The 22,029-nt window shown below is 37.3% G+C and carries 20 protein-coding genes, 5 tRNA genes and 1 pseudogene; 14 read left to right on the forward strand and 12 right to left on the reverse strand.

What is annotated here, in order from left to right; genetic code table 11:
• Window positions 1-69 precede the first annotated feature (69 nt).
• The 5 genes from ACIQYS_RS18600 to ACIQYS_RS18620 all read left to right on the forward strand — a co-directional run bounded on the left by ACIQYS_RS18600 (window position 70) and on the right by ACIQYS_RS18620 (window position 4,326).
• Window positions 70-1,032, forward strand: a complete 963-nt coding sequence (locus ACIQYS_RS18600) for a CaiB/BaiF CoA transferase family protein (protein ID WP_402983272.1) — start codon at window positions 70-72, stop codon at window positions 1,030-1,032.
• 19 nt (window positions 1,033-1,051) lie between these two features.
• Window positions 1,052-1,954, forward strand: coding sequence for a hydroxymethylglutaryl-CoA lyase (locus ACIQYS_RS18605; protein ID WP_402983275.1), 903 nt, complete (start codon window positions 1,052-1,054; stop codon window positions 1,952-1,954).
• Window positions 1,955-1,998: 44 nt separating this feature from the next.
• On the forward strand, window positions 1,999-3,294 hold the full coding sequence (locus tag ACIQYS_RS18610) for a CitMHS family transporter (RefSeq protein ID WP_402983277.1): 1,296 nt from the start codon (window positions 1,999-2,001) through the stop codon (window positions 3,292-3,294).
• A 149-nt stretch (window positions 3,295-3,443) separates the two neighbouring features.
• Complete coding sequence (locus ACIQYS_RS18615; protein ID WP_402983280.1) at window positions 3,444-3,662, forward strand: CoA transferase; 219 nt, start codon at window positions 3,444-3,446, stop codon at window positions 3,660-3,662.
• Complete coding sequence (locus ACIQYS_RS18620; RefSeq protein WP_402983283.1) at window positions 3,616-4,326, forward strand: HpcH/HpaI aldolase/citrate lyase family protein; 711 nt, start codon at window positions 3,616-3,618, stop codon at window positions 4,324-4,326. Before ACIQYS_RS18615 ends, ACIQYS_RS18620 begins: the two co-directional genes overlap by 47 nt.
• A gap of 91 nt (window positions 4,327-4,417) precedes the next feature.
• Here the strand turns inward: ACIQYS_RS18620 and ACIQYS_RS18625 are convergent, their stop codons facing one another.
• A complete protein-coding gene (locus ACIQYS_RS18625) occupies window positions 4,418-5,293 on the reverse strand; it encodes a radical SAM/SPASM domain-containing protein (RefSeq protein WP_402825166.1) in 876 nt (291 codons plus the stop codon).
• A gap of 229 nt (window positions 5,294-5,522) precedes the next feature.
• Between ACIQYS_RS18625 and ACIQYS_RS18630 the strand changes: the two genes are divergently transcribed.
• Window positions 5,523-5,834 carry a hypothetical protein gene (locus ACIQYS_RS18630; RefSeq protein WP_402983286.1) on the forward strand — a complete coding sequence of 104 codons (312 nt, stop codon included), beginning with the start codon at window positions 5,523-5,525 and terminating at the stop codon, window positions 5,832-5,834.
• A 53-nt stretch (window positions 5,835-5,887) separates the two neighbouring features.
• Here the strand turns inward: ACIQYS_RS18630 and ACIQYS_RS18635 are convergent, their stop codons facing one another.
• From ACIQYS_RS18635 to ACIQYS_RS18650, 4 genes are all read right to left on the reverse strand, one after another.
• On the reverse strand, window positions 5,888-7,063 hold the full coding sequence (locus ACIQYS_RS18635) for an iron-containing alcohol dehydrogenase (protein ID WP_402983289.1): 1,176 nt from the start codon (window positions 7,061-7,063) through the stop codon (window positions 5,888-5,890).
• Window positions 7,064-7,075: 12 nt separating this feature from the next.
• Window positions 7,076-8,497 (reverse strand): aldehyde dehydrogenase family protein, encoded by a 1,422-nt coding sequence (locus ACIQYS_RS18640; RefSeq protein ID WP_402983291.1) that lies wholly within the window; start codon window positions 8,495-8,497, stop codon window positions 7,076-7,078.
• Between the two features lie 17 nt (window positions 8,498-8,514).
• Entirely contained in the window at window positions 8,515-9,900 is a 1,386-nt protein-coding gene (locus ACIQYS_RS18645; protein ID WP_402983294.1) for a hypothetical protein, read from the reverse strand.
• Window positions 9,901-10,074: 174 nt separating this feature from the next.
• Window positions 10,075-11,067: a LacI family DNA-binding transcriptional regulator gene (locus tag ACIQYS_RS18650; RefSeq protein ID WP_402983296.1), complete on the reverse strand. Its 993-nt coding sequence runs from the start codon at window positions 11,065-11,067 to the stop codon at window positions 10,075-10,077.
• Window positions 11,068-11,182: 115 nt separating this feature from the next.
• Between ACIQYS_RS18650 and ACIQYS_RS18655 the strand changes: the two genes are divergently transcribed.
• Window positions 11,183-11,947 carry an NRDE family protein gene (locus ACIQYS_RS18655; RefSeq protein WP_402983299.1) on the forward strand — a complete coding sequence of 255 codons (765 nt, stop codon included), beginning with the start codon at window positions 11,183-11,185 and terminating at the stop codon, window positions 11,945-11,947.
• A gap of 74 nt (window positions 11,948-12,021) precedes the next feature.
• On the opposite strand, the gene ACIQYS_RS18660 is transcribed toward ACIQYS_RS18655, so the two are convergent.
• The 6 genes from ACIQYS_RS18660 to ACIQYS_RS18685 form a co-directional block, all read right to left on the reverse strand.
• A tRNA-Gly gene (locus ACIQYS_RS18660) sits at window positions 12,022-12,095 on the reverse strand.
• Window positions 12,096-12,102: 7 nt separating this feature from the next.
• Window positions 12,103-12,178, reverse strand: a tRNA-Phe gene (locus tag ACIQYS_RS18665).
• Between the two features lie 73 nt (window positions 12,179-12,251).
• Window positions 12,252-12,327: transfer RNA gene (locus ACIQYS_RS18670), tRNA-Asp, on the reverse strand.
• A gap of 3 nt (window positions 12,328-12,330) precedes the next feature.
• A tRNA-Met gene (locus tag ACIQYS_RS18675) sits at window positions 12,331-12,407 on the reverse strand.
• Between the two features lie 150 nt (window positions 12,408-12,557).
• Window positions 12,558-12,650: transfer RNA gene (locus ACIQYS_RS18680), tRNA-Ser, on the reverse strand.
• Between the two features lie 176 nt (window positions 12,651-12,826).
• Window positions 12,827-13,465, reverse strand: coding sequence for a hypothetical protein (locus ACIQYS_RS18685; RefSeq protein WP_402983302.1), 639 nt, complete (start codon window positions 13,463-13,465; stop codon window positions 12,827-12,829).
• A gap of 168 nt (window positions 13,466-13,633) precedes the next feature.
• Between ACIQYS_RS18685 and tlp the strand changes: the two genes are divergently transcribed.
• The 3 genes and pseudogenes from tlp (at window position 13,634) to ACIQYS_RS18700 (ending at window position 16,324) form a co-directional block, all read left to right on the forward strand.
• Window positions 13,634-13,867 (forward strand): small acid-soluble spore protein Tlp, encoded by a 234-nt coding sequence (tlp, locus tag ACIQYS_RS18690; protein WP_402983305.1) that lies wholly within the window; start codon window positions 13,634-13,636, stop codon window positions 13,865-13,867.
• A gap of 130 nt (window positions 13,868-13,997) precedes the next feature.
• A pseudogene (locus ACIQYS_RS18695) lies at window positions 13,998-15,594 on the forward strand (DEAD/DEAH box helicase).
• Window positions 15,542-16,324, forward strand: a complete 783-nt coding sequence (locus tag ACIQYS_RS18700; protein WP_402983308.1) for a YqhG family protein — start codon at window positions 15,542-15,544, stop codon at window positions 16,322-16,324. The pseudogene ACIQYS_RS18695 and the gene ACIQYS_RS18700 overlap by 53 nt, the downstream one beginning before the upstream one ends.
• Before the next feature lie 51 nt (window positions 16,325-16,375).
• Here the strand turns inward: ACIQYS_RS18700 and ACIQYS_RS18705 are convergent, their stop codons facing one another.
• Window positions 16,376-16,933, reverse strand: coding sequence for a GbsR/MarR family transcriptional regulator (locus ACIQYS_RS18705; RefSeq protein WP_402983311.1), 558 nt, complete (start codon window positions 16,931-16,933; stop codon window positions 16,376-16,378).
• 216 nt (window positions 16,934-17,149) lie between these two features.
• Between ACIQYS_RS18705 and ACIQYS_RS18710 the strand changes: the two genes are divergently transcribed.
• The 4 genes from ACIQYS_RS18710 (at window position 17,150) to ACIQYS_RS18725 (ending at window position 21,930) form a co-directional block, all read left to right on the forward strand.
• Entirely contained in the window at window positions 17,150-18,403 is a 1,254-nt protein-coding gene (locus tag ACIQYS_RS18710) for a quaternary amine ABC transporter ATP-binding protein (protein ID WP_402983314.1), read from the forward strand.
• Between the two features lies 1 nt (window position 18,404).
• Window positions 18,405-19,262 (forward strand): ABC transporter permease, encoded by an 858-nt coding sequence (locus tag ACIQYS_RS18715; RefSeq protein ID WP_402983318.1) that lies wholly within the window; start codon window positions 18,405-18,407, stop codon window positions 19,260-19,262.
• Window positions 19,259-20,158 (forward strand): glycine betaine ABC transporter substrate-binding protein, encoded by a 900-nt coding sequence (locus ACIQYS_RS18720; protein ID WP_402983321.1) that lies wholly within the window; start codon window positions 19,259-19,261, stop codon window positions 20,156-20,158. Before ACIQYS_RS18715 ends, ACIQYS_RS18720 begins: the two co-directional genes overlap by 4 nt.
• A 566-nt stretch (window positions 20,159-20,724) precedes the next feature.
• Window positions 20,725-21,930: an EAL-associated domain-containing protein gene (locus tag ACIQYS_RS18725; RefSeq protein ID WP_402983324.1), complete on the forward strand. Its 1,206-nt coding sequence runs from the start codon at window positions 20,725-20,727 to the stop codon at window positions 21,928-21,930.
• Window positions 21,931-22,029 lie beyond the last annotated feature (99 nt).

Below are 22,029 nucleotides of genomic sequence, written 5' to 3' on the forward strand. Positions count from 1 at the left end.
CAAGAAAAATTAGGCTACCTAACACCAAAAGAATTTGGAATTGCGGCAGCCTAAATAGGTGTTTTATATGTGTCTCATATCGCTAGGTCAGTTCAAGAAGTAGATGTTATTATTGAAAATTTTAAACCTGGAACTTTAGAAAGCTGGGGAATTGGTTATGAAACTTTAAAAGAAATAAACCCAAAAATTATTATGGTTAGAGTATCTGGATATGGACAAGATGGGCCGTATAAAAACAAACCTGGATTTGGAAGTATTGGTGAAGCGATGGGGGGAATTCGTTATTTAACAGGTTATGAAGACAGACCCCCTACACGAGTGGGAATTAGCTTAGGTGATTCCGTGGCCGCGCTCTATGCTGTTATTGGAGCACTAATGGCTATTTATCATCGGGATGTTAAGGGAGGAGATGGGCAATTTATAGATGTAGCTTTATATGAAGCTATATTTAGTTTGATGGAGAGTACGGTACCTGAATATGATCAATTTGGAATAGTACGTGAACGTTCTGGAAGCACATTACCTGGTATAGCCCCTTCTAATAGCTACCTGTGTAGAGATGGTAAATATGTAGTTATAGGAGCAAATGGCGATGGAATCTTTAAACGACTTATGACTGCGATTGAAAGAATAGATCTGTGCAATGATCCAAAATATGAGACTAACGATGGGCGTGTAAAACATTCCGAATATCTAGATTCAATTATAGAGTCTTGGACCAAACAGCATTCGTTAGAGGATGCATTAGTTATTTTAAATAAAAATAATATTCCAGCGGGAGCAATTTATAGTGTCAGTGATATTATGAAAGATCCGCATTACCTAGCTAGAGATATGATTTATGATTTGGAAGTAGATGGATTAGGGACGCTAAAAGTACCTGGTATTGTACCAAAACTAAGCAAAACGCCCGGGAGTATTGAATGGGCTGGTCCAACACTTGGTAAACATACAGAACAAGTTTTAAAGAGTATACCAGGTTTTGACAATGAGTATATTCAAGAACTGAAAAACAAAGGCATTATAGAATAATAGACTATGAGGTGAATAGATGAATACTCCAAAGTTTGTTGAAATAATAGAAGTTGGACCTAGAGATGGAATACAAAATGAGAAAGTAATGATTCCCACTGAAAGTAAAATAGAACTAGTAAATCTGCTTAGCACAACAGGTATTAAAAGAATGGAGGTTACTTCTTTTGTATCTCCAAAACACGTTCCGCAAATGGCTGATTCGGAGGAAGTATTTAATAACATACAAAAAGATAATGGTGTTCAGCAAATGGCTCTAATACCGAATCTTAGGGGTTATCAAATAGCAGAAGAAATAGGTGTAAATGACATTGCATTGTTTGTAGCTGCAAGTGAAACGTTCAATAATAAAAACGTGCGGATGTCTATAGCGGAATCCATTTCACAATTATCGAATGTTGTGGAACGTGCTAAAGAACAAGAAAAATTTATCCGGTTTGATATTTCAACAGCATTTTATTGTCCGTTTGAAGGGTACGTACCTATGGAGAATGTACTTAGAGTAGTTGATCTGTTAGAAAGCTTTTCGGTAGATGAAATTGTTTTATGCGATACAGTTGGAAGAGCGAATCCAAAACAAGTATTTGAATTATTTTCTACTGTGTTAGATAAGTCACCAAAGGCTAAAATTACAGCACATTTTCATGATACTTATGGATTGTCAAAAGCTAACGCATTAGCCGCTTTACAAGCTGGAATAGCTTCTTTTGACACTTCTATAGGAGGTCTAGGGGGATGTCCTTTCGCTCCAGGAGCAGCTGGTAATGATTCAACAGAAGACTTTGTATTTATGCTTCATGAAATGGGCATTGAGACAGGGATTGATCTTTCTAAATTGATGGAATGTGTAGAGTTAATAAAAAGTTTCACTGACAGAGACTTAACAGGACATCTACATAAAATAAAGAATATAAAATTATAAAAATAACTTGGGATGGGTTGTTTTCATATAAAGGGGATTTGTTTATGGCGATTTTGGGCTTTCTTATGATTGGTATATTTTTATTGTTGGTTATGACTAACCGAGTATCGGTATTAATAGCATTTATTATTATACCTATTGTTTTCGCGCTTATAGCTGGTTTTGGAATGGAAATGGGAGAAATGATGCTAGCCGGTATCATAAAGGTTGCGCCTACCGCGATCATGATAGGTTTCTCTATTTTATATTTTGGTTTAATGATAGATAAAGGTCTGTTTGATCCAATGATTTCAACCTTATTGAGGTTTGCAAAAGGCGATCCATTAAAAATTGTAGTGGCAACGGCTATTATTACGTTAATTGTTGCTTTAGATGGTGATGGTTCTGCTACTTTTATGATTACGATGACAGCGTTATTACCAGTATACAAGCGTTTAAAAATGAATATAGTCGTCTTGGTTGGAGTAGTAGCTTTAGGAGCTGGAGTAATGAACATTATTCCTTGGGGAGGTCCTTTAGCTAGAGCGTTGGTAACTTTAGATGCGGAAGCTTCCGAACTATTTAATCCATTAATTATTCCAATGCTAGCCGGTATGATTTGGGTAGTTTTTGTAGCTTTTATTTTTGGGAAAAAAGAAAGAAAAAGACTTGGGATGCTTAGTTTTAATGGTCAGGTCTATGCAGAACTTGCTGCTAGTATTGAAATAAAGGAAGTTAAGCTTCCAAAACTTTTTTGGTTCAATTTATTATTATCTGTATTACTGATAACAGTATTAATTATAGATATTATCCCGCCATCTGTTTTATTCATGATAGCTTTTGCAATTGCACTGTTAGTAAACTGTAGAGATGTAAAATCTCAGCAAGAACAATTTGCGTCACATGCAACTAGTATGGTTTCAGTTGTATCGACAATATTTGCAGCGGGTATATTTACAGGTATTTTAACTGGAACGAAAATGATAGAAGCGATGGCTTTGACGACTGTATCTATTATTCCTGATTGGTTAGGCAGTCATTTACCTGTTGTTGTAGCGGTATTGAGCATGCCACTTAGTTTGGTATTTTCACCGGATGCTTTCTATTATGGAGTTCTTCCAATATTAAGCGAGACTGCTGTAAACTTTGGAATTGATCCATTGGTTATTGGAAAGGCTGCTCTACTAGGTAACGGAACTACAGGATTTTCTTTAAGTCCTTTAAATCCTTCTGTTTTTGTTTTACTCGGCCTTTCAGGTGTAAGTTTAGGTCAACATCAAAAGCATACTTTTGTGTGGGCGTTTGGGAGTACCATTGTGATGACTATCGTTGCGTTACTCATAGGAGTGATTCCATTTTAACTTCATTCAGCAAATGTTTTTTGCTGAATAAAGTTAAAGCTTCCGGCGGATGCCACAGATTTTTATCAAGCGAGCTCGATAAAATCTGGGCGCAAATACGCCGAGGCGTATTTGATTAGGATCAATAAAAGTAACTGGAGGAATTTGAAATGTTACCGTTAGAAGGGATTACAGTCGTAACTGTAGAACAAGCTGTTGCAGCCCCTTTTGCCAGCAGACAACTAGCCGACTTAGGGGCAAGAGTTATTAAAGTAGAAAGGCCAGATACAGGAGATTTTGCGCGACACTACGATTCTGAAGTGAAAGGAATGGCCAGTCATTTTGTTTGGCTTAATCGTTCAAAAGAATCTATCTGCATTCTGCATTGACTTAAAACAAGAGGAAGGTAAGGAAATATTAGATAGTTTACTAAGTAAAGCAGACGTTTTCATCCAAAACTTAGCCCCAGGTGCCATGGATCGTTTAGGGTTTAAGAGTTCTGATTTATTAAATAAGTATCCTGGATTAATAATTTGTGGAATATCTGGATATGGTTCTTCAGGGTCATATGCACATAAGAAATTAGGTGTTCATAATGCTTTTAATATCGCTAGTTCCAGTAAGAGAATTCGATCTTTAGCATTCGGATCAATAGATTTCACATTAGATATTAAAGGTGAACTCACTACCAATGGTTTAGAATTATTATTTGCACGTTCTCAACTTGTCATAGCCTCTAGAGCAGCACGTATAGAAAGTCCTATCGATACTGTATTTAGTGACTTTAAAGATACTGAAGGATTAACAAGAGAAACGAAACTTATCAAAGAATTAGGCTTTCAAGGGAAACTTGTTATACATCCAAGTCAAATTAGTATAGTTAATGATGTATTTAGACCTACACAAACGGAAGTTGAAAAAGCACATCAAATTGTAACCGCCTATGAAACATACAAAAAAGTGGGGAAAGGCGTTTTTGAACAGGATGGTAAAATGGTTGATTTACCTGTTGTAGAGCAAGCGAGAGAAGTCATAGACCGCAGTCAATACTAGTGGTGAATAGAAAATAGCCATCCAATCGAGCAATTTCGTTCGATTGGATGGCTACTTATGAGGATTTAATTACATTATTTTAGAAAGAAGCTTAAGCTCCAAATCTCTTCCGGTAACCGCACTTCCTACACATTTCTTCCACAGCTTCTCTTCTAGAAAATCCATCATAAAGATTATTTGCTCTTTCTCCTTCGATAATTTCTGAGAAAGGTTTGTCATTAATGTTACCGAGGTCAATCACACCTTCTCCGTCTAGACAGCAAGGTACGACTGTACCATCGACAAGAATGGCTGCTTGGCTGCGTAGGGCATGACAAAAACCTTTTCCGTCATCTTCCGGAGCTAGTAAACTTGGCCATTGGAATTCATGGTCTTGGTTAATATAAATGCGGTCTGCAATTTTAACTCCACTACCAGGAACAACTTTTTCTTCAATTTTGTAATCTAAGTTAAATTCTTTTTCTAAGATGTCTAATGTTTCTTGGTTTTTTCTCTTTTGTTCGCTTGTTGCATGAACCGGGTCTAAATTCCATAAGCGGAATGAGATGAGGACCCCTTGCGCAGCGGCTTCTTTTGCAAATGAAAGAATTTCCGCTAGGTATCCTTCGCGGTCGGTGGAGCCTTCATGTCCATCAAAACTATGGAGAGAAAAGTTCATTTGTCGTAATGCTGGTTTACCTAACAATTTATGTCTATTCTTTTTCAGTAGTGTCCCATTTGTTGTTATATTTACTTTAAATCCTTTGGCATGTGCCGCATCTAATAACTGATCGACTCTAGGGTGAAGAAGGGGCTCTCCTTTCACATGTAGATAAATATATTTCGTGTGTGGTTTGATCTGATCAAGTATTTCATTAAACTTATCTACTTTGAGGATATTTGCCTTCCTTGCAGTAGGAGGGCAGAAGCTGCATGCAAGGTTACATACACTTGTGATTTCGATATACATTTTTTTGAACGTTTTCAATGTTTATTCACCATTCCAGTTCTAATATTTAACTATACTCATTTTAACAGAAATACATACATTATTGGGTAGTATTTCAATAGATGAGCTCTTAACTGTGCATGATGTGAGTTAACTCTCTTCAATGATTAGAATGCATATTCCTTATGTATGTTGATTTTCTTATTTTTGCATAGTATTATGGTTCCATATAAATGGTACGATCATTTTGATTCATGGAGGTTATCAAGTGATTGAAGTGATAACAGTAGTACATTTTGTGATAGAATTGGCAAATTCAAAAGACTATCCCAAAAAAGTCGAGGAAATATTGCAGTCAAATACTTCAATACTTCAACATATAGAGACGATTAGTATCTCTCCTATAAGTGAAAATCTTAAAGTAAATGCCTCAGCTAAATATAGAGTATTGATTGAGGAAAGAAAAGAGCATAGATTTCTAGATGACTATGTAGGTCTTGTTCTTCCAATGTTTTACCATCGTTTTGAAGCTATGCCAGTAGCTAATCAAATTTACAAAATATCGCGCACAGGAAGATAAAATAATCACCTATTTGAGCCACTACTCAAATGGGTGATTATTTTAGTTTTTATTTATTTTTCAACAATAATCCCATCAAAAGCTGCTTTATAAATCGCGAAAATATCGTCTTTTAGTAATGGCATAGGACTACGTGCTAAAATACGTTTTTGATCGATCGCGTCATTCGTTAGACTTTCTAGTGCATCTTCTGTAATGTTAAAGCCTTTTAATGTAGATGGAATATTAACATCTTCTACTAAACGTTTTAATTCGGCAACACATTTATAAGAAGCTTGCTCTTGGGAAAGATTAGTAGAGCTAAAGCCCATGGCGTCGTAAATATCTTTCATGCGTTTTTCACAGCTTTGGCGAATATAGCCCATTACATATGGAAGTAATACGGCGTTTGAGTCACCGTGTGCTATATGGAATTGACCACCTAGTGGGTATGCTAATGCATGAACGCCTGCAACGCCTGCATTAAAGAACGCAAGACCAGCAAGATAGCTTCCGTAGCTCATATCCGTACGAGCTTGCTTGTCTTCGCCATTTGATACAGCAGTACGAATAGCATTATTGATTAAGCGAATTGCCTGTAGAGCAAGAGCATCAGAAATAGGGCTCGCATTTTTCGAGATATAAGCCTCCACTGCATGAGTTAGTGCATCGACACCTGTAGCGGCAGTTACTTTTGGTGGTAAAGAGATAGTTAAAGCAGGATCTACAATTGCCACGTCAGCTAATAAGTAATCATGAGTTACAACGTCTTTTGTTGTTTCCAGTGACAATACAGAAATGTTCGTTACTTCTGAACCTGTCCCTGAAGTAGTCGGGATTAAGATTGTAGGAAGCCCTTTTTTCGTAATTTGTTTTGTTCCAGTTAAATTTAAATAATCAGCGACGTTACCTTCATGCGATGCTAATACACCTGCGAGCTTTGTTAAATCTAATGCACTACCGCCACCCACGCCAATAACCATATCAAATTCGTTGTCACGAGTGTATGCAACAAGCTTTTCACCAATTGCTAACGGTGGTTCGGGTACTACTTCTGTATATACTTCAGTAGAGTAGCCAGCATTTTCTAGAGGTTCTACAACTTTATTAGTTAAACCGATATCTTTTAAAAACGGATCTGTAATGACAAGAATCTTTTTTACGTTAAAGCGATTTACTTCGTCTAGTAGGTGAGATAGTGAATCCCAGCCGGTATAGCTTATTGGTGTGAATGTAATTTTTTCAGACATGCTGTTCACTCCTTAATTGTGATTCCAAACAACTAGTTTTGTTTCTGTCATTTCATGAATTGCGTATTTCAACCCTTCTTTACCCGTACCGCTTTCTTTCACACCACCATATGGCATTTGGTCCACGCGGTATGTTGGAATATCATTTATCAAGACACCACCAACTTCTAATTGTTTAGAAGCCAGGAAAGCTGTTTGAATGTCGTTCGTAAATATACCTGCTTGAAGACCGTAATTGGAATCGTTAATCGCTGCAATGCCTTCTTCAACGGATGAAATACGGTTAACTACAACGATTGGTGCAAATACTTCCTGGCAAGATACTTTAGAAGTGGAGGATACATTGGTCAGAATCGTTGGCATGAAAACACCATTTTCAGTTGTGCCACCTGTTACAATTTCGGCCCCGTTTTGAACTGCTTCCTCTACCCAATCAATAGCACGATCTTGCTCACTAGGATGAATCATTGCAGAAATATCCGTCGATTCTTCGAATGGGCTTCCAATAACAAGTTGCTTTGTTGCTGCAGTAAATTGTTTAATAAATTCTTCAAATAATTCATCGATTACATACGTACGCTGCAGAGAAATACAAACTTGACCTTGGTTGGAGAAGGCACCCATGACACACTTAGGTACAATTTGAGATAAATCAACGCCTTTGTCGATAATTAGCCCAGCGTTTGAACCCAACTCAAGTGCAACTTTCTTCAAACCTGCCTTATTGCGAATGCCGATACCAACAGCAGGACTACCAGTGAACGTAATCATTTTCACTTTATCACTTTCAACTAAAGCATCGCCAACCGTTTTACCACTACCTGTAATGACATTAAAGGCACCTTTAGGTAAAGCTGTTTGGTCAATCAATTCAGCTAAAAATAGTGCTGAAAGGGGAGTTTGCGATGCTGGCTTCAAAACAATAGTGTTACCAGCTGCAATTGCCGGTCCTACTTTATGTGCAACTAAATTTTGCGGAAAGTTGAAAGGTGTAATGGCCCCAATTACTCCTATCGGCTGTTCAATTGTGTAGCCAAATCGATTTGCTCCGTTTTTCGCAGCATCCATCGGAATCATTTCACCAGTCAACCGTTTTGCCTCTTCTGCTGCAAACTTATATGTTTCGATTGTGCGATCAATTTCACCTAATGCATACTTAATCGGTTTAGCAGCTTCTAACGAAATTATTTCAGCGGCTTTTTGACGATTGTCGGCAAATAATTGAGAGATATGCTCCAAAACTCCCGCACGTTCATACGCAGTAAGCTCTGCCATTTGTTTTTTCGAAGCATCGGCCACCTCGATTGCTTGTTCTACCTCTTCGCGAGTCGCTTGTGGAATGTGTGCAATGACTTCTTTTGTGTGTGGCGACTTTAGTTCCGCATTTTTTTCTGAAGACTTCCATTCACCATTTACGTAGTATTGTTTGTTCATCGAACCATCCTCTCCTTTTATGCTTTTTCTGTAACTGATTGTTGATCTTTGGAAAATGTATTATCAACTTCTCCTTTGAAGAAGTTTTTACCGTAAATTAATAAACAAAGTAGAATACCTACAGCAAAAGCCCATGTAGCACCTTTGATACAAAGAACAGCAGCAATAATGCCTGCGATACCTAAATCTGTTTGGCTGCGCGCTTCAAGTACACCAACTTTCACACTTACGTAACCTTGAATTAACATAGTTAACGCTAAAGCAACACCTAAGATTGGTTGTACTAAGCTAACGATTGGTAGTAAGAGTAAACCTGTATTCGTACCCCAACGGAATGATCCAATTCCTCCAAAGAACGAATCCATCGCTTTACGCCCTTTTTTATAACGCTCTATCATTACTACTTGCATTGCTGTCCAGTTCGGACCACACATTGTAACGTCTGGACCTAAAATACTCATGAAACTGTTACGCAAACCGAAGATTAAGTGTGCGCGGCTAGGCTGATACTCAAGTTTTTCATCTGGACGGGCAGCAGCTCCATCTGCAACTAATACTTTGTTTTGTAATACATCTCCAAATAGTACAATATACGCTGCAAAAACTGTAGGTAATCCAGTAACGAACATGAGTAATGGTGGTAAACCTAACCCAAATATTGTGTATTCATTCCACAATGTTATGAAATCTGGAGATGAAAAACCCCATTCAATTTTTGGCCAAGATGCTTCACCAAACAATGGTGCAATAATTACCGCGATAATGATAACTGGGAAGATTCCTAGTTTAGCAATCGTACCCCAGAATGGGTTGCTTTTTTGGAATGTAGCAAAATGTTTAGAGAATAAAAGATAGAAACCAATTCCTATTGCAATTGTAATTGTCCAAGGAAAATCGTCAAATTTACCACCTATTTGGAAGACAGAAATAACTGCCGCTAAACCTGCACCAAGGATAATTCCTGATTTCATAGCCGAAGGAATTAATTGAACTACTTTTGTCGCTAAGCCTGTCGCACCAAGGAATATGGAGAGCAAACCAAGCGTCAACTGGAAGGCAATTAGCGAATGAACTCGTTCTGGTCCTTCAGGGAACTGTTGACAGTATAGTACGATTAACGGAATTGCTGGTGTAATCCAACCGGGTACAACTGGGTCACCAAGTAAATGGTGAGTCAAATAGAAAAGTCCGTTTAAAATGACAATTGCTAGAGCTACTTCAAATGGCATTCCAAGCAAGCTGGTTAATAGCGGAATCGCTGATAAATCAACCGCACACATAAGTAGTCCTTGAACATAGTCTGGCCATTCAAAACGATAATGAATAAAAGGTAAACGAATTTTAAAAGGTCCTGCTGGTATGTATGGAGCCTCTTCTCCATATTTCCTATCTTTCCATTTCATAAACTAATTTCTCCCCCTGTCATCAAATGAAACCCCTTACAAAACTGAATAAAAAAATGGAAGTTAAAATCTGAAATGAATGCGTAACCATTTATGAAGAAAAAATATTCTATGAAAAATGGTTACGTATTCATTTTGGCGATAAATATAAAACAAACCTTTTAAAAGTTTGTTTTATACTTTCCGCGTCGTGCTTCTATCAAACACTTTAACAGATTCAGTGATTTGTATGCAACTATTTTTTTTATTTTCAATCATTTCAATTAACTTGTAAATAGCTAAATAACCAAGGTTTTGCTCGGAGATGCTACCGACAGTAGTAAGTTGAACCAAACCGTGTCTACTCAAATCCACATTATCAATTCCGATGATACTAATATCTTCTGGGATAGTGAAATCTTCTTGAATTGCAATGTCTATTAAATATAAAGCAAGAGAATCTGCACCCGCGCAAATAGCGGTCGGGCGATGTTCCAGTTGCATTAATTCATGAAAAGCATGTGAAATATCTTGTTTGGAAGTGTCTGTATTAAAAATATACTGTTTAGGTAGAGGTAATTTATAATCTTTCATCGCTTGAAGGAATCCAAGATACCGGTTGTTGAATGTACTAACAGACAATGTTCCACCAACCCACGCAATGGCTGTATGACCTTGTTCAATCATATGCTTTGCTGATAAATAACCTGCTTCGTAATTATTGATTTCTACAAAATACTCATTCTTTTTATGTTTTCGATTATATGTAATAAAAGGAATATCCATTCGAGAAAGTTTATCGAATATCGGATCGTCTAATAATATACATGATAAAATAACACCGTCAACCTTATGCTCGATGGCAGTTGCGTATGCTTCATTTAACTTTTCGTCATTCACGAATTGTACATTAACACGGTAACCCATTTCAGTGGCATAATTGACGATGGCAGATGTCGTGTCAACAAAAAATGGATTGTGTAGTGGCCCTGATAAAAGAGCAATCGTACCGGTTTTATTTTGTACGAGAGAACGTGCATGTCCATTTGGGACATAGTTTAGATCGTTGATTGCTTTCATAACTTTATCAAAAGTAGGCTTTTTAACAAATTCCGGAGAATTTAAAACACGTGAAACAGTCGTTTGAGAGACCCCTGCGTGCTTTGCTACGTCTTTCGATGATACCAAAATAATCCCTCCTTTTGTATGAAGTAATGTATAGTGATAACTATATAAGGAATCTAGTAAGATGACTACTAAATATTATAAAATCTAAAGATGAAAAAGGAAGAGAGGGTTACAAATGTGTTTAATCAATTTTCAATTTCACGACCACCCAAACTATAAATTGATCGTTGTGGCAAATCGGGATGAGTTTTATGATCGGAAAACGGAACCCGCACACTTTTGGGAGGATGCCCCGAATTTATTAGCTGGTCGAGATTTAGTCGGATTAGGAACTTGGCTAGGTATTACAAAAGAAGGGAAATTTGCGGCATTAACTAATTATCGCAATCCTCTCGAAGTAGGGGATGGGAAGACTTCACGTGGTGAAATTGTACTAAATTTTTTGGTTGGTAATCTTTCATCAGAGGAATATCTTCATTCTTTAGATAGGAACAAAGAAAAGTACAATGGGTTCAACTTGATTTTAGGTAATCCAGGGAAACTTTACTATTATAATAACGTAGAGGGTGAAATTACAGAGATTGATCCGGGAACACATGGATTGAGCAATAAATTTTTGAATACAGCGTGGCCAAAAGTGGTTAAGGGAAGGGATAGTTTAAAAGCATATAGTTTAAAGAAGAAAGAAGTTCAATTAGATGAACTGTTTGCAATCATGACTGACGCAGAAATGGCTTTGGATGAAGACCTACCAAATACAGGAGTCGGTATTGAACTCGAGCGGAGTTTATCGGCGCTATTTATCAAAATACCTAATTACGGTACTCGTTGCTCCACGATTATATTAGTGGATCATACTAATCAAGTAACATTTGCAGAACGTACTTACGTGAATGGTCAATTTGCTAGTGATAAGCGTTTTTCCTTTCAACTAGCTTAAATTATTACTTATTTAGGGCAAAAAAAAATAACCATTCATAAGTTAAATACTTAGAAAGGTTAACATTTTAAAATTGGAGCGGGTGAAGAGAATCGAACTCTCATCATCAGCTTGGAAGGCTGAGGTTTTACCACTAAACTACACCCGCATTATTATGGTGGCTCAGGACGGAATCGAACCGCCGACACAAGGATTTTCAGTCCTTTGCTCTACCGACTGAGCTACTGAGCCGCTTCGATTTACGCTAAGCTGACAAAAAGATGTTTGCTTATCCTAAATCTCAAACTAATAAATTTATAAAAAATGGCGGTCCCGACCGGGATCGAACCGGCGATCTCCTGCGTGACAGGCAGGCATGTTAACCGCTACACCACGGGACCATTTGGTTGCGGGGACAGGATTTGAACCTGTGACCTTCGGGTTATGAGCCCGACGAGCTACCGAACTGCTCCACCCCGCGATAATAATATACTTACAAACATCAAATTGCTACACTAGAAGAAAGTAGGACACCTGCTTCGACTACGTCTGCATCGGTGTTAATCGTCATCTTCGTTTGACGATTTGCTCCACCCCGCGATAATAGTATACTTACTAATGATTTTAAAAATGGAGGAGGAAGAGGGATTCGAACCCCCGCGCGGTATGACCCGCCTGTCGGTTTTCAAGACCGATCCCTTCAGCCAGACTTGGGTATTCCTCCGTGTTACTTGTATGTTTCACTAATAATTATCAGCGACATATTATATTATAAACTGCCTTCCTGATAAATGCAATGCTTTTTTTATATAAATTTAAAAAAGCATTTTAATTGTTTTATTTTACTAATATAAACTATTTAATTAAAAAAGCACCTCTAACTAGAGATGCCATCCTAATTTACTCGTTTATAATTTCTTCGTAGCCTACCATTTTATCCAGATGGCTGGCAATCATTGCGATGATCGTACTTCCCTCTTCTTTTTTAAAGCTAAAGTTACTTTCGTCCTCGAAGAACTCGGAGTCTTCCGTCCAGATACGGTTAACTCTTCGTAGAACGCCATCTCCATTTGCGCTGTCGATACCAAATTGATAGGTTACTTCAATCTTATCCTCAATATAGAAAGCAGTAACTTCTGGAGTTTCCCATTCAACGTCAATTTCTTCTAGCGTAATTTCACCATCTAGCACTTCGTATTCCTCTTCTAAATCATAATAATCGTCGTCATCGTCCATAGATTCATGAAATCTTTCATGAACGGCCTCAATTATATCCATAATATCATCTAAAATAATTCTTGTTGGTTGTTGGAGTATTGTATCAAAACTCTCTTCGTAAAATTCTTCATTATAAGGGTCGAAAAACAGAGTAAAAAAATATTCTCTTTCATCTATATCCGTTTCGACAAAAAATTCAATTCGTGGATGCTTTGAAGCCTGATTTATACTCATATGTCCACGTTTGTCATATTCCTCGCAAATGGATTCCAATTGTTCCTGAAGCTCACTAGCTACTCTGTTAAACCATTCCATTGACATATCATCTTCGCCTCTTTTGTAGTATTTTTCCTCTTCTATCTTTTCCAGAATTGTTGATTTAATTCATGCTATTTAAAACGTTTTTTTGTTAGTTATACTGAATAGTTTTAGTTTGAATGGGGACGATAATTGACGTATGACCTTATTTAAAAAGAAGGAGGAATAAAAATGACTAAAAACACTCCAAAGCCAGATGATCGTTCTGATAATGTAGAAAAGCTTCAAGATATGGTGAAGAATACAAAGGACAATATGGAAGCAGCTGAAGAATTAATGGCTTATACTAATGGTAAGGAACGAGAGGCACTCAAACAGAAAAATGAACGTCGTGAAAAGAGTCTTGAAGGCTTTAGAAAAGAGATTATCGATGAAGAGAATGCGCGAAAAAACGGTTATTCATAATAATTAGTAAAAAGATGGAGAAAAATTCTCCATCTTTTTTAATTGCCAAACTTATCTCGTTTATATGAACATAGGTGCTTCTTTTTTGGACAATCTAAGTGAAAGAAGAAAGCTGCATGAGGTGATGTTCATGATAATTGAAAGGTCGTCTGAATGGAAAGAAGGTTTCATAAATAGAGTAGAAAATCAGGAACCATGGGATAATTGGACATTATATAAGATGAGTTATGAAGTAGTAAAAGCCAACCTCATTACGGATTTTTCTGGTCTTCAATCACCTAAATACTTACCAAACCTTACCCCACTAGCTCACCAATTAGAAGTGGCAGAAACGGTTATCTCTAGGATGAATGGAAAAGCGATTCTCGCAGATGAGGTTGGTCTCGGTAAAACGATTGAAGCAGGATTGATATTAAAAGAATATCTCATCCGTGGGCTCGTAAAGAAAGTATTAATTTTGGCACCAGCTTCTTTGATCAATCAATGGGTGGAAGAATTGAACTACAAGTTTTACATTCCCGCAATTGCCTACAAAAAAAATACACCAATCGATTACTACGATGTAGTTGTCATGAGTATGGATACCGCCAAAAAAAGCCCACATAAAGAACTTATATATGCACAAAATTATGACATGATTATTATTGACGAAGCACATAAACTTAAAAACCACAAAACGAAAATTTACGAGTTTGTTCAAGGTTTGAAGAAAAAGTTTTGTTTGTTGTTAACAGCAACCCCTGTTCAAAATAACGTATTCGAACTATTTTACCTCATTTCTCTGCTTAAGCCGGGCCATCTAGGTAATTACGAGACATTTCAATCCTCATTTTCTGCTAGTAAACACAGTCTGGAACACGATGAATACTTAAGAGAATTGGTTAATCAAGTAATGGTAAGAAATAGAAGAGAAGAGACTGGTATTGAATGGACAAGTCGTCGTGTTCAAACTATTCCAATTGAGTTTACGGATGAAGAAAGAGAAGTTTATGATTTGTTATTAGAGCTTAAAAATGTCTCGTCTGTCTTTTCGGGTGCATTTTCGATGATTACTTTGCAAAAGGAAATGTGTAGCAGTAAAGAAGCAACTTATTTGACATTAACAAAAATGCGTCAAAACTGTACCAACCAAGAGGAAATTGACTTCGTTGACGGTATTATTCAAAAACTAATGGGATTGGAAATAAATTCGAAGGCAGAAAAAGTGTATGAGATTATTTCCGAAGCAAACGATAAGGTCATTATCTTTACAGAATATAAAGCCAGTCAAGTTTACTTACAGTGGTATTTAAATTCCAAGGGCATCACAAGTGTACCCTTCAACGGGCAGTTTAATAAGAGCAAAAGAGAATATATGAAGCATCTTTTTAAAGAAAAATTTCAAGTGTTAATAGCAACTGAGTCCGGTGGAGAAGGGATTAACCTCCAATTTTGTCATCACGTCATAAATTATGATTTGCCGTGGAATCCGATGAAACTAGAACAACGAATTGGACGTGTCCATCGATTAGGGCAAGAACATGATGTTCATATTTACAATTTAGCGATCGAAAATACAATTGAAAAAGATATTTTAGATTTACTTTACGTTAAATTAGATGTCTTTGAAAAAGTAGTAGGGGAGCTGGACGATATTTTATCAACTTTTAAGAAGACAATTTGAGGAGGACCAATATGTATCCACAGCAAGTTCACGATTACTTACAGAAATTCTTCAAAGAAAATAATTGTGAAATAGTAGATGGTAATGAGCACTACATGACGGTTCAATTAACAGTGGATATGGATAAAAAAATTATGAATCGTCCTTTTCATTGGCAGTATATAGAAAATACAAACGGTGTACCAGACCCGGCCCAATTAACTTTAATCACCGACCAAAATAAAATAAGTAAGAATATGAAAGGAGAAGTGGTACATTTCGGTTCTCCTAGGCTAAATCAGCTTTTTCAAACGACGAAAGAGCTAGGTGCCTATGTACAAATGTATGAACGTGTATTAAACAACTTGGAAACGAAACCTATTTTAACCCCATGGCTAGGGGTGAATTATAAAGTGTCTTATTATTGTGACCGAACGAAGGAAATGCTTCATTCTTTAGGCATAAATTTAATGACTGGTGAGGTTATAAACGGTTTTCAGGAGTCGTTAGCTACAAAAGAGTTGGATACACAGAAGTCTGAACGGGCATTTCTATTACCATATATTATTAAGCCTATCCGTGCGCTAGATAGATTAGATGCTGTAATTGAAAATATAATACAACAGGAAGATCACGCATGGGCGGAAGAAGCAAAAGGTAGATGGCAAAAGGATCAAATCATATTAGAGCACTTTTACAAAGGAATAGAAGACAAGCCAGAATGTTATGAAATGGAGAAAAAAGCAATGGAAGAACAATACGAGCAAAAAATAAAAATCGACATTGTAAATGGTGGATTATTTTACATGAAATGAAAAAAGGTACTGCTGAAGAAGGTTTTCCTTTCAGCAGTACCTTTTTAATGGTCAGTCTTTAGAATCGATTTCTGCATCGTTCATAATCGGAACGAGTTCAAAAATCTTTTGATCTTCAAAGACATCTACCAAACGTTCGAGCCACTCATAATAATTTTTAATATATTTTAGTTTTTCGATATCGATTTGGACTTCTTTTTGTAATTCCTCGCTAGCTGTAGGATCTGTTGATAATTGCTCGAGTTCAGCTAATGATTTTTTTATCGCAACTAAATGAAGCGTAACGGATCTCCGCCATTTGATCGAAAACAGATCGATAAAGCTTTGGTACCAATCATCTGTCACTTTATATAAATCTTTTCGAACACCTTTTTTCCAAGCGCGTTCGACTAATTTTAAATCAGACAAAGCTCTAACGGAAGTGCTCATGCTTGTTTTACTCATACCAAGCTTTTCCGTCATGTCATCCAATGTTAATGGTTCATTTTGAAAAAACATCATTCCGTACTGTCTACCTGCAGAAGGTACCAAACCGTAGAGATGTATATTTTGTGCAATTGTCTCGATAACACGTTCCCGGGCTTTTTCGAGTTTTTCGTAACCTTCCATTTACGTCTTCCCTCCACTGAAATCAGCTTCTCTTCACTAAACTAGCTGACTTTATTAAATGTATTATATCCTTCGTTAAAAAGCAATTTTTTTCTTTATAGTTTGTACAGTTTTTACTGTACAAACTATAAATAAAGTTATTACGGTTGTTTTGCAAACATATTACATATATAATGATTAGGTGTTCATTTATTATGAGCGGTTAGGAGTGTGTATATGAACGAACAAAGTATCAAGAAAAAAATCGTAGTAAAAGATACTACGAAAATTTTCGGAAAGAACGTGAAGCGAGCAGTACAGCTTCTAAAAGAAGGAAAGTCGAAAGGTGACATTTTAAGAGCAACCGGTGCAACTGTAGGGGTTAAAAATGTAACTTTTGATGTCAATGATGGTGAAATATTTGTCATTATGGGTCTTTCAGGAAGTGGTAAATCAACCTTAGTTAGAATGTTAAACAGATTGATTGATCCGACAGTAGGGCAAATTTTGCTTGATGGAGAAGACATTGTTCAGATGAATAAAGAGCAGCTACGTGAAGTAAGACGTAAAAAAATAGGTATGGTTTTTCAAAACTTTGCTCTCTTTCCACATAAGACGATTGTTGAAAATACCGAATATGGTTTGGAAATCCAAGGGGTTCCAAAAGATCAGCGCCGAATAAAAGCGGTCGATTCATTAAAACTTGTTGGTCTTGCTGGATATGAAGATCAATACCCGAACCAACTAAGCGGCGGAATGCAACAACGCGTGGGACTTGCAAGAGCACTAGCTAATGATCCAGATATACTACTAATGGATGAAGCTTTTAGTGCACTAGATCCCCTTATTCGGAAAGATATGCAAAATGAACTCCTACAGCTTCATAGTGATATGGGGAAAACGTTTATTTTTATCACCCATGACTTAGATGAGGCACTTCGAATTGGAGATCGCATCGCATTGATGAAAGACGGAGAAATTGTTCAAATTGGTACACCAGAAGAGATATTGATGAGTCCTTCCAATGAATACGTAGAACGCTTCGTCGAGGACGTTGATTTAGCGAAAGTATTAACAGCAGGACATATTATGAAAAAGGCAGAAGCTATACAAGTGGACAGAGGACCTCGCGTTGCCCTTCGTTTAATGAAACAACTCGGAATTTCTTCTATTTATGTTGTCGATAAAAGTAATCGTTTAATGGGAGCAGTCACTGCACAGGATGCGGTAGCAGCATCGGAAACAGATAAGTCACTAGAAGATGTATTAATCTCTAATCTTCCGATGATTTCGCCAGATACTGTGTTAACGGAGTTTTTTGATGTTGTATCGACTGCGTCCATTCCGGTAGCAGTTATTAGTGAAGATCAAAAGTTACTAGGAATTATTATTCGTGGCGCACTGATTGGTGCTTTATCTGGTGACAACCAGTTTATTAATAATGATGGAATAATCGCACCAGCTGACCAATTGAATACGGAGGTGATATAAGATGAATGAATTATTACCTAGACTTCCGTTTGCAGATTGGATAGATAGCGGTGTCGATTGGCTCGTTTCTACATTTGGTTCCGTATTGGACGGGATTGCAGATGTATTAGGAGGGGTTGTTGAAGGAGCGGTAACCGTTCTAGATATGGTCCCATCCATTTTACTTGCGATCATCTTCGCATTAATCGCTTATTTTATTTCCACGAGAAAAATTGCCTTCTTTACATTAGTCGGGCTTTTATTCATTGATTACTTAGACTATTGGTATCCAATGCTTCAAATGTTAGCCCTTGTATTGACATCGGTCTTTTTGGCCGTAGTAATCGGTATTCCAATTGGTATTTGGGGCTCGCAAAAAGCGAGTGTTCGTAAGGTGGTCAATCCGCTACTTGACTTAATGCAGACAATGCCTGCATTTGTTTACTTAATACCTGCAATTTTCTTCTTTAATATTGGTGTCGTTCCAGGAGTAGTAGCGTCGGTCATTTTTGCGATGCCTCCGACAATTCGTTTAACGATGTTAGGAATTGAACAGGTCCCAAAAGATTTAATAGAAGCGACAGAAGCATTTGGTTCTACGACTGGTCAAAGATTAATGAAAATACAAATTCCACTTGCTAAACCAACGATTATGGCCGGTGTCAATCAAAGCATCATGCTAGCTCTATCCATGGTTGTCATTGCATCGATGGTTGGTGCACCAGGACTTGGGGAAGAAGTTTACCGATCTGTAACACAATTGAAAACCGGTGTAGGTGTTGAAACCGGGGTTTCTATCGTTATTGTTGCGATTATTTTAGATCGTATTACACAACAAGCCGGAGCAAGAAAGAAAAAAATAGGGGGAAAATTATCATGAATTTAGCTAAAAAGATTACAGGTTTAGGGGCAATCGCCCTATTATCACTTGGGCTTGCAGCATGTGGGTCAGATGAGGATAAAGGTTCTACTTCAGAAGCGGATTCAGTCGGAGAATCGGTCAAATATAAAATAACGGGTATTGACCCAGGTGCTGGCATTATGGAAGCAACTGAACGTGCTATAACAGATTATGAATTAGAAAAATGGGATTTAGTTTCTGGTTCAAGCGCCGCAATGACTGCTGCTTTGAAAAAGGCGTATGATGCAGAAAAACCAATTATTATAACAGGTTGGACGCCGCACTGGAAGTTCGCAAAATACGATTTGAAATATCTTGAAGATCCAAAAGGTTCATATGGTGGGGAAGAAGAAATCCATACAATAGGTCGAACAGGATTACAAGAAGATTTACCTGAAGCTCATCAAATATTATCAAACTTCAGCTGGTCAGAAGATGATATGGGTGAAATTATGATCGCCATCCAAGAAGGTGAAAAACCAGAAGTAGCTGCACAAAACTGGGTAGATGCAAATGCAAATAAAATTGCTGTATGGACAGACGGTGTTGAAAAAGTTAATGGCGATGAAATCAAGCTTGCATATGTTGCATGGGATAGCGAGATCGCTAGCACAAATGTGATGAAAATCGTATTAGAAGATATGGGCTATAAAGTAACAACAGTACAAGTAGAAGCAGGTCCTATGTGGACTGCAGTTGCTGATGGTAGCGCAGATGCATCTCTAGCTGCATGGTTACCAATAACGCATGCAACGTATTCAGAAAAATTTGATGGAAAATTTGAGGATCTCGGTGCCAGTATGACTGGCGTGAAAATCGGTTTAGTTGTCCCTGCTTATATGGACATTACATCTATTGAAGATTTACAAGAATAAAAAGTATATAGAAAGCTCATCATTCGTAACGGATGATGAGCTTTTTTGCGATTGAGGAAATTATCAAATCTCTGACATGTGGAAAACTTTCTCGCAATAACATAGGGTATGCCGTTTATTTGTTTTAAGCATAATATAGGGATAATGCGTCTTAAAGAATTTACCGCTAGGATTTCCGCTTCAGGGCGGACGCTTTCCGAGGGGTGAGCGATGAGCCTTCACCGCCGCTTGCGCGTACGTTGTGAAGTCTCATCTGTCTCACTTGATCCCTCCGGAGTCGCCGCCCTTCCGCTCCAATCCACTATTTCTTGAAGATAAAATCCAATAAATGGTTGAACGAGACAAATCCACTGCGAACGCGACAAAGACTACCCCGAGTGCGACAAAAAGACCGCCCAACACGACAAACCAGAAGATCCTATCTTTAAGACGCATTATCTCTATATTGTGCAAGCTATCCCCTATAAGGGTAGTTTTTCATGAACAATTCGATTGCATATCATATTTTATTGGAATACCATGAAGAGAGGAATGAAATCAATTGAAGTTTAAGGGGGATTACGTAAATGGATGCAATAGAAGTACTAACCAATTTAGATAAACTAAAAGTGTGTTTTCAGCCGATTTTTAGTGCGGATGAACATGTCGTTATTGCATATGAAATCTCTGGTAAGCTGATTGTTGATGATCAAGAGGTGAATTTGAATTCATTTGCCTACGATGAGGAAATTCCAGAAGAGTACCGTGTGGAAGTGACACATAAAATTTGGAGTCTTGCCCTTTCTCAATTAACGGAGGAAGCGAAGAAATTTGATATTTATTTACCTTGCAACGCCAATTTGCTTGTGCTCGACTATGGGGAGAGTTATTTTGATATCATCAAACAATATATTCCGGAAGATGAGCTTGAACGCATTGTTATTGTCGTTTCGGAGCATGACTTTAAAGGTGCATTTAAAGAACTGAATAATGTGCTTCGTTATTACCGAACATATGGGATAAAAATAGCTATAAATCAAGTTGGCTCAGAAAGTCATCTAGATTATATAAACATGCTGTCACCTAATATTTTGAAGCTGAATATTGCAAAGTTGAGCTATGAGTCTTGGGGTGTGGAAAACGATTTGTTCACATCACTTAGTACAATGGCGCGTAGAATGGGTGCAAATATGTTATTTGAAGGCATTGATAGTGTGCACCAGCTCCAATTTGCATGGAAAAATGGTGGGCGATATTATCAAGGAAAATATTTAGCAGAAGTACATACAGCTACGATTCCACGTGATCAATTAAAAGAAAGTTTTAAAGAAAAATGTCAGCAGTTCATCTCCGCAGAAAAACGACTTCTTGAAGAAAACTATAAGGAGTTAAAGGCTTTGCAGAGTATATTAGAAAAAACCGTACACCTTTTAAAGCCTACGAGCAATGATCCGGAGCAGCTTCTTGCACTCGCACATGCGCTTGATGATTATTCTTTCCGTCTATATATTTGCGATGAAGAAGGCTTTCAAACATCTACTAATATTATGCGGATTAATAACGAGTGGCATATACAAAAAGAAGCGATTAATAAAAATTGGAGCTGGCGTCCATACTTTTTAAAAACGATCATTACTATGCGCAATGACCAAAATGGTGTTTTTTCTGATGTATATAGCGACATCGACACTGGAGAAATGACGCGAACATTTTCAGTGCCAATTTATGCAAATGGGTATTTATTCATTGATATTTCCTATGAATACTTATTTAAACATAATATTTTCAGGTAAAACAATAGATCTCCATCACGTTATGAAAAAAATTCAAATGCTGAAAGAGGCATGATTGAAGAAGTTCGTGTCGAAAGTTAAATAACTTTTGTAACTCCA

It is taken from the genome of Psychrobacillus sp. NPDC096426 (assembly GCF_044762745.1).
Lineage (GTDB): Bacteria > Bacillota > Bacilli > Bacillales_A > Planococcaceae > Psychrobacillus.